The organism is Microbacterium sp. NPDC091676, assembly GCF_044756645.1.
Lineage (GTDB): Bacteria > Actinomycetota > Actinomycetes > Actinomycetales > Microbacteriaceae > Microbacterium > Microbacterium paraoxydans_D.
In genome coordinates, this window is sequence record NZ_JBIVTI010000002.1 from 32,868 (window position 1) to 47,352 (window position 14,485).

General features: G+C 71.1%; 13 protein-coding genes. 3 read left to right on the forward strand and 10 right to left on the reverse strand.

The features are described from left to right. Positions 1 to 9: 9 nt before the first annotated feature. The 4 genes from hisH to ACIQID_RS13245 all read right to left on the reverse strand — a co-directional run bounded on the left by hisH (position 10) and on the right by ACIQID_RS13245 (position 2,798). Positions 10 to 645: an imidazole glycerol phosphate synthase subunit HisH gene (hisH, locus tag ACIQID_RS13230; protein ID WP_400285871.1), complete on the reverse strand. Its 636-nt coding sequence runs from the start codon at positions 643 to 645 to the stop codon at positions 10 to 12. Next, positions 642 to 1,259 (reverse strand): imidazoleglycerol-phosphate dehydratase HisB, encoded by a 618-nt coding sequence (gene hisB / locus ACIQID_RS13235; RefSeq protein WP_025105286.1) that lies wholly within the window; start codon positions 1,257 to 1,259, stop codon positions 642 to 644. The genes hisH and hisB overlap by 4 nt, the downstream gene beginning before the upstream one ends. Continuing rightward, positions 1,256 to 2,350, reverse strand: coding sequence for a histidinol-phosphate transaminase (locus ACIQID_RS13240; RefSeq protein ID WP_172400031.1), 1,095 nt, complete (start codon positions 2,348 to 2,350; stop codon positions 1,256 to 1,258). Before ACIQID_RS13240 ends, hisB begins: the two co-directional genes overlap by 4 nt. Positions 2,351 to 2,429: 79 nt before the next feature. Next, positions 2,430 to 2,798, reverse strand: a complete 369-nt coding sequence (locus ACIQID_RS13245; RefSeq protein WP_400285876.1) for a LysM peptidoglycan-binding domain-containing protein — start codon at positions 2,796 to 2,798, stop codon at positions 2,430 to 2,432. A 283-nt stretch (positions 2,799 to 3,081) separates the two neighbouring features. On the opposite strand from ACIQID_RS13245, the gene lexA reads away from it, so the two are divergent. Further along, positions 3,082 to 3,768 carry a transcriptional repressor LexA gene (gene lexA / locus ACIQID_RS13250; protein WP_136051128.1) on the forward strand — a complete coding sequence of 229 codons (687 nt, stop codon included), beginning with the start codon at positions 3,082 to 3,084 and terminating at the stop codon, positions 3,766 to 3,768. Between the two features lie 78 nt (positions 3,769 to 3,846). On the opposite strand, the gene metE is transcribed toward lexA, so the two are convergent. Beyond that, positions 3,847 to 6,156 carry a 5-methyltetrahydropteroyltriglutamate--homocysteine S-methyltransferase gene (gene metE, locus ACIQID_RS13255; protein ID WP_312675146.1) on the reverse strand — a complete coding sequence of 770 codons (2,310 nt, stop codon included), beginning with the start codon at positions 6,154 to 6,156 and terminating at the stop codon, positions 3,847 to 3,849. Positions 6,157 to 6,177: 21 nt separating this feature from the next. Next, entirely contained in the window at positions 6,178 to 7,125 is a 948-nt protein-coding gene (locus tag ACIQID_RS13260; RefSeq protein ID WP_400285881.1) for a methylenetetrahydrofolate reductase, read from the reverse strand. A 184-nt stretch (positions 7,126 to 7,309) separates the two neighbouring features. On the opposite strand from ACIQID_RS13260, the gene ACIQID_RS13265 reads away from it, so the two are divergent. Next, positions 7,310 to 9,172: a S9 family peptidase gene (locus ACIQID_RS13265; protein WP_400285884.1), complete on the forward strand. Its 1,863-nt coding sequence runs from the start codon at positions 7,310 to 7,312 to the stop codon at positions 9,170 to 9,172. 10 nt (positions 9,173 to 9,182) lie between these two features. Here ACIQID_RS13265 and smpB read toward each other — a convergent pair whose 3' ends face one another. From smpB to ftsE, 3 genes are all read right to left on the reverse strand, one after another. Next, a complete protein-coding gene (smpB, locus tag ACIQID_RS13270) occupies positions 9,183 to 9,659 on the reverse strand; it encodes an SsrA-binding protein SmpB (RefSeq protein WP_050722832.1) in 477 nt (158 codons plus the stop codon). Positions 9,660 to 9,727: 68 nt separating this feature from the next. Beyond that, positions 9,728 to 10,642, reverse strand: coding sequence for a permease-like cell division protein FtsX (ftsX, locus tag ACIQID_RS13275; protein WP_312675149.1), 915 nt, complete (start codon positions 10,640 to 10,642; stop codon positions 9,728 to 9,730). After that, positions 10,639 to 11,736 (reverse strand): cell division ATP-binding protein FtsE, encoded by a 1,098-nt coding sequence (ftsE, locus tag ACIQID_RS13280; RefSeq protein ID WP_400285889.1) that lies wholly within the window; start codon positions 11,734 to 11,736, stop codon positions 10,639 to 10,641. The genes ftsX and ftsE overlap by 4 nt, the downstream gene beginning before the upstream one ends. A 174-nt stretch (positions 11,737 to 11,910) precedes the next feature. Between ftsE and ACIQID_RS13285 the strand changes: the two genes are divergently transcribed. Beyond that, positions 11,911 to 13,263, forward strand: coding sequence for a DUF2510 domain-containing protein (locus ACIQID_RS13285; protein ID WP_400285892.1), 1,353 nt, complete (start codon positions 11,911 to 11,913; stop codon positions 13,261 to 13,263). A 57-nt stretch (positions 13,264 to 13,320) separates the two neighbouring features. Here ACIQID_RS13285 and prfB read toward each other — a convergent pair whose 3' ends face one another. After that, positions 13,321 to 14,430, reverse strand: a complete 1,110-nt coding sequence (gene prfB / locus ACIQID_RS13290) for a peptide chain release factor 2 (RefSeq protein WP_187661893.1) — start codon at positions 14,428 to 14,430, stop codon at positions 13,321 to 13,323. Positions 14,431 to 14,485 lie beyond the last annotated feature (55 nt).

Genomic DNA, 14,485 nt, shown 5'->3' on the forward strand with positions numbered 1-14,485 from the left:
GGCTCGGCGTCAGAGGCTCTCCACCCAGTTCCGGAGCAGCCGGATGCCGGCGTCTCCGGACTTCTCCGGGTGGAACTGCGTCGCCGAGAGCGGGCCGTTCTCCACGGCCGCGAGGAACGGTCCGCCGTAGTCCGCCCACGTGAGCACGGGCTGCGGGAACGGCGGGATCACGTCGAGCTCCCAGGACTGCGCCGCATAGGAGTGCACGAAGTAGAAGCGCTCCTGCTCGATCCCGCGGAACAGGACGGTGTCCTCCCCCGGCTCGACGGTGTTCCAGCCCATGTGCGGCAGGACGGGGGCGTTGAGCTCCGTCACGGCGCCCGGCCACTCGCCGAGGCCCGCGGTGTCGTGCCCCCGCTCGACGCCGTGCGCGAAGAGCACCTGCATGCCGACGCAGATGCCGAGCACCGGTCGGCCGCCCGCGAGGCGACGGCCGATGATCTCGTCGCCGCCGTGGGCGTGCAGGGCGTCCCGCACCGCCTGGAAGGCGCCGACACCGGGCACGACGAACCCGTCGGCCTCGAGCGCCTCGGTGCGGTCGCGCGTGAGCACGGCGTCGGCTCCCGCCGCGACGAGGGCCTTGACCGCGGAGTGGACGTTGCCGGATTCGTAGTCGAAGACGGCGACCCGGGGCGCGGTGCTCACAGGGCTCCCTTGGTGGACGGGATGCCGTCGACGAGGGGATCCAGCGCCTTCGCCTGACGGAACGCCCGCGCGAACGCCTTGAACTCGGCCTCGGCGATGTGGTGCGGGTCGCGCCCGCTCAGCACCCGCACGTGCACGGTCAGCGCGGCGTTGAAGGTGATGGCCTCGAAGACGTGCCGCACGAGCGACCCGGTGAAGTGCCCGCCGATCAGGTGGTGCTCGAAACCTGCGGGCTCCCCTTCGTGGACGAGGTACGGGCGACCCGAGATGTCGACGACCGCCTGCGCGAGCGCCTCGTCCAGGGGGACGAGGGCGTCGCCGTAGCGGGAGATGCCGGACTTGTCCCCGAGGGCCGCGAGGATCGCCTGACCGAGCACGATCGAGACGTCCTCCACGGTGTGGTGCGCGTCGATGTGGGTGTCCCCGGACGCCCGCACGGTGAGATCCGTCAGCGAGTGCTTCGCGAACGCCGTGAGCATGTGGTCGAAGAACGGCACCGACGTGTCGATGCGGCTCGCGCCGGTGCCGTCGAGGTTCAGCTCGACCTCGACGGTGGACTCCGACGTGCTGCGCACGCGGCTCGCGGTGCGTGCGGTGGGCGCGGGGATGGTCATGATGCCGATCCTATCGAGGCCAGGGCGTCCAGGAACGCCGTCGTCTCCGCCTCCGTGCCGGCACTGACGCGCAGGTGGCCGGGGATGCCCACGTCGCGGACGAGCACGCCGCGGTCGTACAGCTGCTGCCACGTCGCCTGCGGGTCCGCGACGCCCCCGAACAGCACGAAGTTGGACCACGAGAGGTGCGGCGTGTAGCCCAGCGCTTCGAGCGTCGCCGTGATGCGGTCCCGCTGCTCCACGATCTCCTGCACCATGCCGAGCATGACGTCGGCGTTGCGGAGCGCGGCGACGGCGGCCGCCTGCGTCAGCGCGCTCAGGTGGTACGGCAGCCGGACGAGACGCAGCGCATCGATGAACGCCGGATCGGCCGCGAGGTAGCCGACGCGGGCACCGGCGAAGGCGAACGCCTTGCTCATGGTGCGGGAGACGGCGAGCCGCGGCCGTCCTTCCAGGAGGGTGAGGGCCGACGCCGCATCCCGCGGCGCGAACTCCTGGTAGGCCTCGTCGACGATCACGACGCCGCGGGCCGCCTCGTAGACGGCCTCCACGACGTCGAGCCCCAGCGGGGTGCCGGTCGGGTTGTTCGGCGAGCAGAGGATCACGATGTCGGGGTCTGCCGCGCGCACCTGCTGCGCCGCCTCCTCCGGGGTGACCGTGTAGTCGGGCTGACGGGTGCCGGCGATCCAGGAGGCGCCGGTCCCCTTCGCGATGAGCGGGTACATCGAGTACGTGGGAGCGAAGCCGAAGGCCGTGCGCCCCGGTCCGCCGAACGCCTGGAAGATGTGCTGCAGCACCTCGTTGGATCCGTTGCCCGCCCAGATCTGCTCCGGCGTGAGGCCGTGACCCAGGTAGTCGGCGAACGCCTCCCGCAGCGTGGTGAACTCACGGTCCGGGTACCGGTTCACGTCTCGGATCGCCACCGCGATGTCGTCGAGGATGTCGCTGGCGACCTCGTCGGGAACAGGATGCGTGTTCTCGTTGACGTTGAGGGCCACCGGGAGCGGGGCCTGAGGTGCGCCGTACGGGGTGAGTCCGCGCAGATCGTCGCGGAGCGGGAGATCGTTGAGGGAGAAGGTCACCCTTCCCATCTTAAGAGGAGCGCGGAGAGCCGAGGTCATCGTGACGATCGGATCGTCACGGACCGGAGGCCGGACCTCGACCGCCGTGTCAGTCGGTGTACCGTGCCGGGAGCGCGAGCTCCTGCCCGACCTGGAGCTCACCACCACGCAGGAGGTTCATCCGGCTGATCTCGCCGATGACATCCCGCGGGTCGGCGTCGGGAGCGATGCTGCTCGCGATCGACCACAGCGTGTCACCGGGCATGACCGTGACGGTCTGGACGGAGACGGCCGGTGCGTCCGCGCCGGAGGCGATCGCGCTGCCCCCGCCGAGGGCGGCGAAGGCGATGCCCGCAGCGAGCGGGACGGAGGCGAGCGCGAGCAGCGTGCGGCGACCGCGGGCCGTGATCCGCAGCCGGGTGGCCGGACGGGCCGATGCCGGAAGGGCGGTCGCGGTGCTGAGGCTCATGCTGCTCATGTCTGCTCCTTACTGTCCCGGCGCCGGAGCCCGGGGAGGTTGGCGTAGCGTTCGCATCCGCGACTCGGCCGGGAGCCGTGAATGCGAAGCTACGTTCCGAAGATATCTTCGAGTTCGAACATCTGTCAAGCTGTCTTCGAAACCAGGCCCCGCGAATCCCCCGACACGCTCGAACAGATCTTCCAGATCGGCGGTTTTCTCGGATACGGTTTCGATAAGGACACCCCACCACGGGCCACCGACATTCGAAGCGGCACGTCGGATCACGCAGTGAAGGAGCACCATGAGCGACACCTCAGCCCTCGAGTCCGAGGCGCCGCGCACCCGTCGTCGCAAGAACCTCAGCCCGAAGCAGATGGCGATCCTCGAGGTCATCCAGGCCTCGATCGCACAGAACGGCTATCCGCCGAGCATGCGTGAGATCGGCGACGCCGTCGGGCTCAAGTCGCTGTCCAGCGTCACCCACCAGCTCGGTCAGCTCGAGCTCAGCGGCTACCTGCGGCGCGACCCGGGCAAGACCCGCGCGATGGAGGTCCTCATCGACCTCCCCGGCACGGGCACGGAGAACCCGGCCGATGTGACGACCCCCGTCGGCGATGCCGCCCTGGTCCCGCTGGTCGGGCGGATCGCCGCCGGTGTGCCGATCACCGCCGATCAGCAGGTCGAGGAGATCTTCCCGCTCCCCCGTCAGCTCGTCGGCAAGGGCGACCTCTTCATGCTCAAGGTCTCCGGGGAGTCGATGATCGACGCCGCCATCTGCGACGGCGACTGGGTCGTGGTGCGCTCGCAGAACACGGCGGAGAACGGCGAGATCGTGGCCGCCATGCTCGACGGCGAGGCGACCGTCAAAGTGCTCCGCCGTCGCGACGGCCACACGTGGCTGCTGCCCCGCAACTCCGCGTTCGAGCCGATCCTGGGCGACGAGGCGGTCGTGCTCGGCAAGGTCGTCGCGGTCATGCGCGCGGTCTGAGACGCCGTATCGTCGGAGAGACGACGACGAAGGCCCTCCCGCGCCGGGAGGGCCTTCGTGTGTCCGGGGACGACCGCGTCAGGCGGTGACCACCACGTCCTCGCGCACCCGTCGGGTCGCCTCGACGATGTTCCGCAGCGACGCCGTGGTCTCGGCGTAGCCGCGGGTCTTCAGACCGCAGTCCGGGTTCACCCAGAGCTGCCGGAGCGGGATCTCGTCGACCGCACGCCGGAGCAGGGACTCGACCTCCTCCACGGTGGGCACGCGCGGCGAGTGGATGTCGTACACGCCGGGGCCGATGCCGTGGTCGAAGCCCACCTCGGCGATGTCCGCGACGACCTCCATGCGGCTCCGGGCCGCCTCGATGGAGGTCACGTCCGCGTCGAGCGCACGGATCGCGTCGATCACGACGCCGAACTCCGAGTAACAGAGGTGGGTGTGCACCTGCGTGGCCGGTGCCGCGCCGCCCGTGGCCAGTCGGAACGAGGCGACCGACCAGTCGAGGTACGCCGGCTGGTCGGCCTGCTTCAGCGGGAGCAGCTCCCGGAGCGCCGGCTCGTCGACCTGGATCACTTGGATGCCCGCGGCCTCCAGGTCGGCGATCTCATCGCGCAGCGCCAGCGCCACCTGGTTCGCGGTCTCGCCCAGCGGCTGGTCGTCGCGGACGAAGGACCACGCGAGGATCGTGACGGGGCCCGTGAGCATCCCCTTCATGTGCTTTGCCGTGAGCGACTGGGCGTACGCCGACCAGGCGACCGTGATGGGCGCGGGACGCGAGACGTCGCCCCAGAGGATCGACGGTCGCGTGGCCCGCGAGCCGTAGGACTGCACCCAGCCGTGCTGCGTGACCGCGAAGCCGTCGAGGTTCTCCGCGAAGTACTGCACCATGTCGTTGCGCTCCGGCTCACCGTGCACGAGGACGTCGAGACCGAGGTCCTCCTGCAGGGAGACGACCGCGGCGACCTCACGGCGCAGGAACTCCTCGTAGTCGTCCTCGGGGATCTCGCCACGGAGGAACTGGGCGCGGGCACGGCGGATGTCGCCGGTCTGCGGGAAGGAGCCGATCGTCGTCAGGGGCAGCGCGGGTAGGCCGAGGGCGTTCTGCGCCTCCTCGCGCTCCTGGTACGGGGCACGGGCGAAGTCGGCGTCGCCCAGCGCGCGGGAACGCACCGCACCGTCCCGCACGCCGGGAGCGGTCAGGCGGTCCTGCAGCGCAGCGGTCGCCGCGTCCAGCTCGGCCGCGATCGCCGTGCGCCCTGCGGACAGACCGCGGGCGAGGGTCACGACCTGCTGCACCTTCTGGTCCGCGAACGCGAGCCAGGAGACGAGGCGCTCGTCGAGAGCGGTCTCGTCGTCCACGTCGTGCGGCACGTGCAGCAGCGAGGTCGAGGTCGATGCCGACACCGGGGCGCCGAGCGCGCGGAGCGCCTCCAGCGCGTCGAACGCCGCGGAGAGGTCGCCGCGCCAGATGTTGTGCCCGTCGATCACACCGCCGACGAGGGTCTTGCCCTCGAGGCCCGGCACCGCGGCGGGCACGGTGCCGCGCACGAGATCGACGGCGATGGCCTCGACGGGGGCCGCGGCCACGGTCGCGAACGTCTCGCCGAGGCTCGCGTACGGGGCCGCGACGAGGATCGAGGGACGCTCCTCGGCGGTGCCCAGCACCGCGAGCGCGCGCTCCGCGGCCGCGGCGAGCTGTGCGGTCGTGGCCGGCAGGGACTCGCTCACGAGGGCGGGCTCGTCGAGCTGCACCCACTCGGCGCCCGCGGCGCGCAGGCGGGCGAGCAGGTCGACGTAGACGGGCAGCACATCCTCCAGCCGCGAGAGCGGCTCGAAGCCCTCCGGCGCGTCGTCCGACGCCTTCGCGAGCGCCAGCAGGGTGACCGGTCCGACGACCACGGGTCGGGTGACGAAGCCGGCGGCGGCGGCCTCCGCGACCTCGCGCACCAGGCGGTCGCTGGCGAGGGAGAACACCGTCTCCGGACCGATCTCCGGCACGAGGTAGTGGTAGTTCGAGTCGAACCACTTCGTCATCTCCAGCGGCGCGCGCTCGCCCTCGCCCCGGGCGACGGTGAACAGCGCGGGCAGGCCGATCGTGCCGTCGGCCTCGCGGAGGTCGTCGAAGCGGGCGGGGATCGCGCCGACCGTGACGGCGGCGTCGAGGACCTGGTCGTAGTACGAGAAGGATTCCGGGATCGACGAGTCCGTGCGGCCGAGGCCGAGCCCCGCCAGGCGCTCGCGGGTCGCCGCGCGCAGCTCCGCGGCCGTCCGCTCCAGCTCCTGCTCGTCGATGCGGCCGGCCCAGAACGCCTCGACGGCCTTCTTGAGCTCGCGGCGACGGCCGATGCGGGGGTAGCCGAGGATGGTGCCCTCGGGGAATGCGGTCATGGTGTTTCCTTTCGGCGGGGACTAGTGCCGGAGCGCCGGGACGATGCCGGCTTCGGCGAGGACGGTCAGGACGGTCTCGTGCTGGTTGAACGCGTATAGGTGGACGCCGGGGGCGCCGCCGGCGACGACGTCGGCGGCGAGGCGCGCGGCCCACGAGATCCCGATCTCCCGGCGCCCTTCGGCGGTCGGCTCGACGTCGAGAGCGATCGCGAGCTCGCCGGGCAGGTCCTCCCCCGTCAGCTCCAGGACCCGAGCCAGACGGGCCGGCGAGGTGATCGGCATGATGCCGGGGAGGATCGGGATGGTGACGCCGCCGGCGCGGGCGCGCTCCACGAAGGCGAGGTAGTCGTCAGGGTGGAAGAAGAGCTGGGTGATCGCGAAGGTCGCCCCCGCGGCCTGCTTGGCGAGCAGAGCCTCCACATCCTGCGTCCGGTGCGTGGCCCGCGGGTGCCCCTTCGGGAAGGCAGCGACCGCGATGTCGACCTTCTGCCGCGGGGCCACGAGCGCAGCCCCGGGAAGTCCGGGGACCGGTGACTCCTGATACGGCGCGCGCTCGGCCTGGACGCGATCGATGAGCTGCACGAGCTGCGCGGCGCTCTCCAGGTCGCCGAGGAAGGGTTCGCTCTGCCCCGCGGGCGGATCTCCGCGCAGAGCGAGGAAGCGGAGGATCCCGGCGTCGAGGAACTCCCGGATGAGCGCCGTGGCACCGGCGTAGGTGTTGCCGACGCAGGTGAGGTGGGCGAGGGGCTCGACGTCGGTGTGCTCGCGGATGAACCGCAGCACGTCGAGCGAGCGCCCTCCGGTCGACCCGCCGGCGCCGTAGGTCACCGAGAGGAACTCGGGCCCGGCGGCGGCGAGGCGACGGACCGTCTCGTGCAGGGCCTCCTGGCTCGACTCCGAGCGCGGCGGGTAGAGCTCGAACGAGAACGGCACGCGGGAGGCGCGAGCGGTGTCGAACGTGGAAGACATCTTCTCTCCAGGGGACAGGGGCCGGGGTCCGCGCACGACGAAGAGCACGTCGTTCGCGGGCGGGTGCCGGGCTCGGCTGTCGCTCCACGCCCGGGATGAACCGGGCGTTTCCAGAAACCTAGAACACGGCCTCGGCCCGCCGCACGAGTGTGACGTCGTGTGTCACCGCCCATAGGCTCGAGGCATGTCCTCACCGTTCGGTTCCTGGTCCTCCCCTTTCACCGCCGCCGCCGTCGCGGGAGCGGCTCCGCGCATCGACGGCGCCCGCTTCGTCGGTGACGAGGTGTGGTGGGCTGAGTCGGTGCCCGCCGAAGGCGGACGGGTGACGGTACGCAGCTCGACCGGGGCGGAGATCCTCCCGGCCCCCTGGAACGCCCGTTCCCGCGTGCACGAGTACGGGGGCGGTGCCTGGACCGTCGATGGCGACACCCTGTACTTCGTCTCAGGCGCCGACCAGCGCGTGCACCGGATGGATCGGGGTGCGGAGCCGAGCCCGCTCACCGCCGCCGGCCCTTCGTACGGCGGACTGCGCGTGCGGAGCGGCAGGCTGCTGGCCGTCCGGGAAGACCTCTCGACCGATCCGCACCGCCGCGCGATCGTGGAGATCCCCGTGGACGGCGCAGCCGCCGAGGACGCCTCCGCCATCCGGGTGATCGTCGAGGGCCCCGGGTTCTTCGCCCACCCCGCGCTCTCGCCCGACGGCAGCCGCGTCGCCTGGGTCGAATGGCAGGCGGACAGCATGCCCTGGGAGAGCGCCACGCTCGCGATCGGATCGGCGGCCGGCGGGACGATCACCCGGGTCCCCACTTCCGCCGCCCTGCAGCCGGAATGGACCGGCGACGACGCGCTCGTGTTCGCCGATGATTCCTCGGGACGCTGGCAGCTCCAGCACCTCGCGCTCGACGGACTCCAGCCCGGTGCCTCCCGTCCGCTCACCTCGTCCGACGCGGACACCGGCTACGGCCTGTGGGTGCTCGGCAACCGCTGGTTCCAGCCGCTGGCGGATGGCCGCCTCGTGGCCGTCCGCACCGACGGACGCGACGAGGTGCAGCTCGTGTCCCCGGACGGCGAGACGCGCGTGTTCGCGGTCCCGGCCGACGGGCACCTCAGCGTGGACGACGTCGCGGGCTCACGCGTCCTGCTCAGCGGAGACGGCTCGCGCGTGACCTCCGGCATCTGGTGCGTCGACGTGGACTGCGGTGCCGTCGAGACCGTCACCGGCGGCGCTCTGGTCGACGAGGACTGGATGCCTGCGGCCCAGCAGCTCGTCGTGGAGGGGGCGCACGGGCCGGTGCACGCCTTCGCCTATCCGCCCGCCGCGCCCGGAGAGCCCCGCGGCGCCGACGGCGAGCTCCCGCCCTACATCGTGCTCGTGCACGGCGGGCCGACCGCCCACGTCACGGGAGCGGCCTCCGCCTCGATCGCGTTCTTCACGAGCCGGGGAATCGGGGTCCTCGACGTGAACTACGGCGGGTCCACCGGTTACGGTCGGGCGTACCGCGACCGCCTGCAGGGGCAGTGGGGCGTCGTCGACGTGGACGACGTGATCGCGGCCGCCCGCGGGCTCGCCGACGCCGGGCTCGCCGACCCCGCGCGCATCGCCATCCGCGGCGGCTCGGCCGGCGGCTGGACGGTGCTCTCTGCGCTCGTGCGCGGCGGGACGTTCGCCGCCGGCATCAGCCGCTACGGCGTCGCCGATCTGCGGATGCTCGCCGCCGAGACCCATGACTTCGAGGCGTCGTACCTCGACGGCCTCGTCGGTCCGCTCCCCGCTGCGGAGCACGTGTACATCGAGCGCTCGCCTCTGACCCACGCCGACCGCATCGACGTACCGGTGCTGCTGCTGCAGGGCGGGGAGGACCGTGTCGTGCCGCCGTCCCAGTCGGAGGCCATCCGCGACGCGCTGGCGGCGAACGGCATCGACCACGAGTACGTGCTGTACCCGGGCGAGGGCCACGGGTTCCGCAGCGCGGAGACCATCGTCGACGCGCTGGAACGCGAGCTCGCGTTCCTCGGCCGGGTGTTCGGCTTCACGCCGAGCCTCTGAGCCGGGGAGGCTACTCGCCCACCCGGTTGCGCAGACGCATCGCCCGCTCGGCCTCACGGGTGTCCTGGCGTTCGCGGAGGGTCTGCCGCTTGTCGTACTCGCGCTTGCCCTTCGCGAGAGCGATCTCGACCTTGGCGCGACCGTCGGAGAAGTACAGCTTGAGCGGGATCAGCGTGTATCCGCCCGCGGAGACGGCATGGGCGAGCTTCGCGATCTCCTCGCGGTGCAGGAGGAGCTTGCGGATTCGCTTGGCCGAGTGGTTCGTCCAGTGCCCCTGCGAGTACTCCGGGATGTGCACGGCGTCGAGGAAGACCTCGTTGCCCTTCACGAAGGCGTAGCCGTCGCTGAGGTTCGCGCGCCCCTGACGGAGCGACTTCACCTCGGTGCCGGTGAGCACCATCCCCGCCTCGTACGACTTCTCGATGTTGTAGTCGTGACGCGCGCGACGATTGGTCGCGATGACCTTCTCCCCGCGTTCCCTGGGCATGATGATCTCCTGTGCTGTGGTGCCGTGGACGGCTCGGCAGCGGATCGGCCGAGCAGCCTTTCAGGGTATCAGGTACGCAGCCAGCGCCGGATCGCGAAGCCCGCCGACAGCGCGGCGAGGATCACGCCGATCCCGACGAGGACCGGGACGACGAGCGCCGCGTCCTGCATGGTCACCCAGGTGGTGATGAAGGGCACGCGCCCGCGCAGGTATCCGTTCACGCCGAAGTGCATCCCGGCGACGACGGCGGCACTGGCCAGGGCGGAACCCAGCAGCGCGGCGAACACGCCTTCGAGCACGAACGGCGTCTGGATGAAGCGGTTCGAGGCGCCCACGAGGCGCATGATGCCGATCTCCTTGCGCCGCGCATACGCCGACAGGCGGATCGTCGTGCCGATCAGCAGCGTCGCGGCGATGAGCATCAGCACGGCGATGCCGACGGCGATGTAGGTGGCCACGGTGAGCGCGGAGAACAGCGGTTCGAGGTATTGGAGCTGGTCCTGGACCTGTTCCACTCCGGCCTGGCCGCTGAACGCCTCGGCGAGGACCTGGGACTGCCCGGGGTCCTTCATGGTGACGAAGAAGACCTCGAACGCCTGGTCGGGCGAGAGCACACTGGCCTGCTCCTCCCCCACCTGCTCGACGAGCTTGGCGTACGTCTCCTCCTTCGTGTCGAAGGTCATGGAGCTGATGAGCGGTGACAGCGCGTCGCCTTCGAGCTGGGCGCGCACGGCGGCGACCTGCTCCTCGCTCGCCGCACCGTCCACGCAGGTGTCCGACTCCGACACCGCGGAGCACATGTAGACGGCCACCTGGGCGCGCTCGGACCAGTACCCGCGCATGACGCCGATCTGGGACTGCATGAGGATCGCGGCGCCGACGAACGTGAGCGACACGAACGTGACGAGCACGACGGAGATCACCATCGAGATGTTGCGCCGCAGGCCGACGAGGGCCTCGGTCAGGATCAGTCCGATTCTCATGAGGTCGGGCCCACTTCCTCGTCGTCCTGATCGGAAAGCCCGAGGCGGTCGGCGACGCCGAGCTCGGCGACATCCACCTCCGGGATCACGATCGGACGCGTCCGCGGCGCCACGGCGGCCGCGGACGGCGGCGATGCGGCCGGGGGATGCACGACATCCGGCGGTTCGACCACGCCCGGCTCCCGCGAGGGCTCCGGCGGCTCGACCACCTGCGGGGCCGGGGCGGCAGCGGGCTTGGTGACTGCAGGAGACGCGGCGGCGGCCCGACGCTGGGCATCCAGCTCCTCGGCCAGCGCGGCGCGGACGACGGAGAGGTCGGCGGTCTGGCGCTGCACCTCCTGGACGGCGGTGAGAGCGGCGGCGGCCGCGGCGCCGCGGACCTCCTCCGGCACCAGGCGCGGGATGTTCGAGGTATCCCCGTATCCGCCGTGCACCTCGTCGCGGACCATCTCGCCGTCGCGGAGCTCGATCACGCGGCGGCGCATCTGGTCGACGAATCCGGCCTCGTGGGTGGCCATGAGCACGGTCGTGCCGCCCGCGTTGATCCGGGCGAGCAGCTGCATGATGTCGACGGAGGTCGCGGGGTCGAGGTTTCCGGTGGGCTCGTCGGCGAGCAACACCTGCGGACGGTTGACGAGCGCCCTGGCGATCGCGACGCGCTGCTGCTCCCCGCCGGAGAGCTCGTGCGGCATGCGCTTCTCCTTGCCGTCGAGCCCGACGAGCGCGAGCGCCTCGGGAACGGCCTGCTGGATGAAGCCGCGGGACGAGCCGGTGACCTGCAGCGTGAACGCGACGTTCTGATACACCGTCTTGGACGGCAGCAGTCGGAAGTCCTGGAACACCGAGCCGATGTGCCGACGGAAGTAGGGCACCTTCCGGTTCGCGAGCGCCCGCAGGTCGCGGCCGAGGACGGCCACCCGACCGCTCGTCGGCACGTCCTCGCGGAGGATGAGGCGCAGACAGGACGACTTGCCGGACCCGGAGGCGCCGACGAGGAAGACGAACTCCCCGCGCTGCACCTCGAAGTCGACACCGGACAGGGCGGGCTTCGACGTCCCGCGGTAGCGTTTCGTGACGTTCTCGAACCGAATCATGGCGATTCGAGCCTAAGCGCGGCATCGGCCGGGGCTCGGCACGACACCCCGCCGCGCGGCACGCCGGACCGCGATTCCTCTGTGCCCACGGCCCCACCGACGTCGCCGCCCGCTGCTATACATGGAGTGTCGATTCGCGTGCACCACGCGAGCGCACACACGGAGGGGATCCCCATGACGACACCTGCTGGTTGGTACGACGACGGTTCCGGGCGCCTGCGCTGGTGGGACGGCCAGCAGTGGACCGAGCACTTCGCCCCGGAGACGACGACGGAGGACGCCGCCCCTGCGGCCGCCGAGGACGCGACCGCGGACGGCGTCCCGGAACAGGGCACGGCCGCGACGACGGATGTCGAAGCACCGCGGGCGGAAGAACCGACCGCAGCGGCGGAGCCCGCTGATGCGGAGGCGGTCGCCGCCGAGCGCGAGATCGCTCCGGACGAACCGGCGACCGAGTTCATCGTCGCACCCGAGCCGGCGCAGGACTGGACCGCACCGGCCAGCGGTGCGCACGATCTTCCCGGTGCGGCACCGATCGTCCCGCCCGCCGGTGCCGACGGCGGTACCGCGGGCTCCCCCGGTCAGAACCCCTACCAGGGCCAGGGTGCCTCCCCGGCACCGGGCGCCTACCCGGGCACGCAGAGTGCCGGTGGATACCCCGGTCAGGCGCCGGCTGGTCAGGGCACGTATCCGGGGCAGGGGACGTACCCCGGACAGGGGACGTACCCTGGCCAGGGCGCGTACCCCGGACAGGCCCCCTACCCGGGCCAGGCCCCCGCTCCCGCGGCACCGAAGAAGGTCTCGGTGCTGGGGCTCGTCGGCCTCGGGCTCGCCGCGCTCGGCCTCCTCCTCGCGTTCATCCCCGTGACGCTGCCGTTCGCCTGGTTCCTCCTGGCGGCGGGATTCATCGTCTCGCTCATCTCCCTGTTCCTGAAGGGCACCAAGTGGCCGGGGATCACCGGTCTCGGGGTGTCGGTGCTCGGCGGCATCGTCGCGATCGTCGTGAGCATCTTCTTCGTGCTGGCCGTCGCGAACACCGTGCGCCCGGTCACCCTTCCGGACTACGACGAGGGCACGAGCCAGAGCCCGGCGCCGGAGACCGACGACCCCGGCGACGCAGGCACGGGCGAGGTCGCCGAGGCCACGCTGGGCGAGCCGGTCGCCGTACCCCAGCTGGAGGGCACGGCCGAGGTCACGATCCGGTCGGCCACGTACGGACCGAGCAACGGCTCGGACTTCGAGGCGAACAACGGCGGCTACCTCATGATCGACGTCGCCTGGGAGACGCTCGACGGGACGACGTACGTCAACCCGCTCTACTTCTCCGTCGAGACGGCCGATGGCACCGAGGGCGACTACGACATCTTCGGTGACGCGACGCTGGAGTCCAGCGAGCAGAAGGCCGGTTCCACGACGGAGGGAACGGTGTCGTTCGACGTCGCCGAGAGCTCGTCCTATGTGGTCGTCATCACGGACGAGATGCTGCAGGAGGTCGCCCGGGTGACCGTCGAGGCGTCGGCACGCTGACCCGTCGGCACCACACGACGAAGGCCCCGGGAATTCCCGGGGCCTTCGTCGTGGTGGTCAGTCCTCGTCTTTGCGCTTGCGCCAGCGGATGCCCGCCGAGATGAAGTCGTCGAGGTCGCCGTCGAACACGGCGGCGGGGTTGCCGGATTCCTGGCCCGTGCGGAGGTCTTTCACGAGCTGCTGGCCGTAGAGGAAGTAGGAGCGCATCTGATCGCCCCAGCTCGCGGTGATGTTGCCCGCGAGCTCCTTCTTCTTGGCGGCCTCCTGCTCCTTCTGCAGCAGGAGGAGGCGGTTCTGCAGCACGCGCATGGCCGCGGCGCGGTTCTGGATCTGCGACTTCTCGTTCTGCATCGACACGACGATGCCGGTCGGGAGGTGGGTGATGCGCACGGCGGAGTCGGTCGTGTTGACGGACTGCCCACCGGGGCCGGAGGAGCGGAAGACGTCGACCCGGATGTCGTTCTCGGGGATGTCGACCTCGGTCGCCTCCTCCATGAGCGGGATGACCTCGACGGCGGCGAACGACGTCTGGCGCTTGTCCGCCGAGCCGAACGGGCTGATGCGGGCGAGGCGGTGCGTGCCGGCCTCGACCGAGATCGTGCCGAAGGCGTAGGGCGCGTCGATCTCGAAGGTCGCCGACTTGATGCCCGCACCCTCCGCGTACGAGGTGTCCATCACCTTGACGGGGTACTTGTGGCGCTCCGCCCAGCGCAGGTACATGCGCATGAGCATCTCGGCGAAGTCGGTGGCGTCGTCGCCGCCGGCGCCGGAGCGGATGGTGACGATGGCGCTGCGCTCGTCGTACTCGCCGTCGAGCAGCGTCTGCACCTCGAGCTGGTTGATGAGGTCGGTGAGCGTCTGCAGCTCCTTGCGCGCCTCGATCGCCGATTCCTCGTCGCCCATCTCGTTCGCGAGGTCGACGAGCACCTCGAGGTCGTCGAGGCGCTGGGCGATGCCGGTGATGCGGGCGAGCTCCGACTGGCGGTGACTCAGGGCGCTGGTGACCTTCTGGGCGTTCTCGGTGTCGTCCCAGAGGTCGGGCGCGCCGGCCTCCTCGCTGAGACGCGCGATGTCCTCGCGGAGACGGTTGACATCGACGACCTCGCTGATGTCGCCGAAGGTGTGCCTGAGCGCCTGGATTTCGGCGGAGAGATCTAGTTCGAGCATGACACCTCAGCCTAACGTGCCGCCCGCGCGCGCGGGGACGGGCATGTCCAGGCCC

What these genes read in the sequence shown, in the direction of transcription:
- ACIQID_RS13285 (WP_400285892.1), top strand. Translation starts at nt 11,911, where the DNA reads ATGACGACACCTGCTGGTTGGTACGACGACGGTTCCGGGCGCCTGCGC.
- ACIQID_RS13240 (WP_172400031.1), bottom strand. Translation starts at nt 2,350, where the DNA reads ATGGGAAGGGTGACCTTCTCCCTCAACGATCTCCCGCTCCGCGACGAT.
- ACIQID_RS13265 (WP_400285884.1), top strand. Translation starts at nt 7,310, where the DNA reads ATGTCCTCACCGTTCGGTTCCTGGTCCTCCCCTTTCACCGCCGCCGCC.
- smpB (WP_050722832.1), bottom strand. Translation starts at nt 9,659, where the DNA reads ATGCCCAGGGAACGCGGGGAGAAGGTCATCGCGACCAATCGTCGCGCG.
- hisB (WP_025105286.1), bottom strand. Translation starts at nt 1,259, where the DNA reads ATGACCATCCCCGCGCCCACCGCACGCACCGCGAGCCGCGTGCGCAGC.
- ACIQID_RS13245 (WP_400285876.1), bottom strand. Translation starts at nt 2,798, where the DNA reads ATGAGCAGCATGAGCCTCAGCACCGCGACCGCCCTTCCGGCATCGGCC.
- lexA (WP_136051128.1), top strand. Translation starts at nt 3,082, where the DNA reads ATGAGCGACACCTCAGCCCTCGAGTCCGAGGCGCCGCGCACCCGTCGT.
- prfB (WP_187661893.1), bottom strand. Translation starts at nt 14,430, where the DNA reads ATGCTCGAACTAGATCTCTCCGCCGAAATCCAGGCGCTCAGGCACACC.
- ftsE (WP_400285889.1), bottom strand. Translation starts at nt 11,736, where the DNA reads ATGATTCGGTTCGAGAACGTCACGAAACGCTACCGCGGGACGTCGAAG.
- ftsX (WP_312675149.1), bottom strand. Translation starts at nt 10,642, where the DNA reads ATGAGAATCGGACTGATCCTGACCGAGGCCCTCGTCGGCCTGCGGCGC.
- metE (WP_312675146.1), bottom strand. Translation starts at nt 6,156, where the DNA reads ATGACCGCATTCCCCGAGGGCACCATCCTCGGCTACCCCCGCATCGGC.
- ACIQID_RS13260 (WP_400285881.1), bottom strand. Translation starts at nt 7,125, where the DNA reads ATGTCTTCCACGTTCGACACCGCTCGCGCCTCCCGCGTGCCGTTCTCG.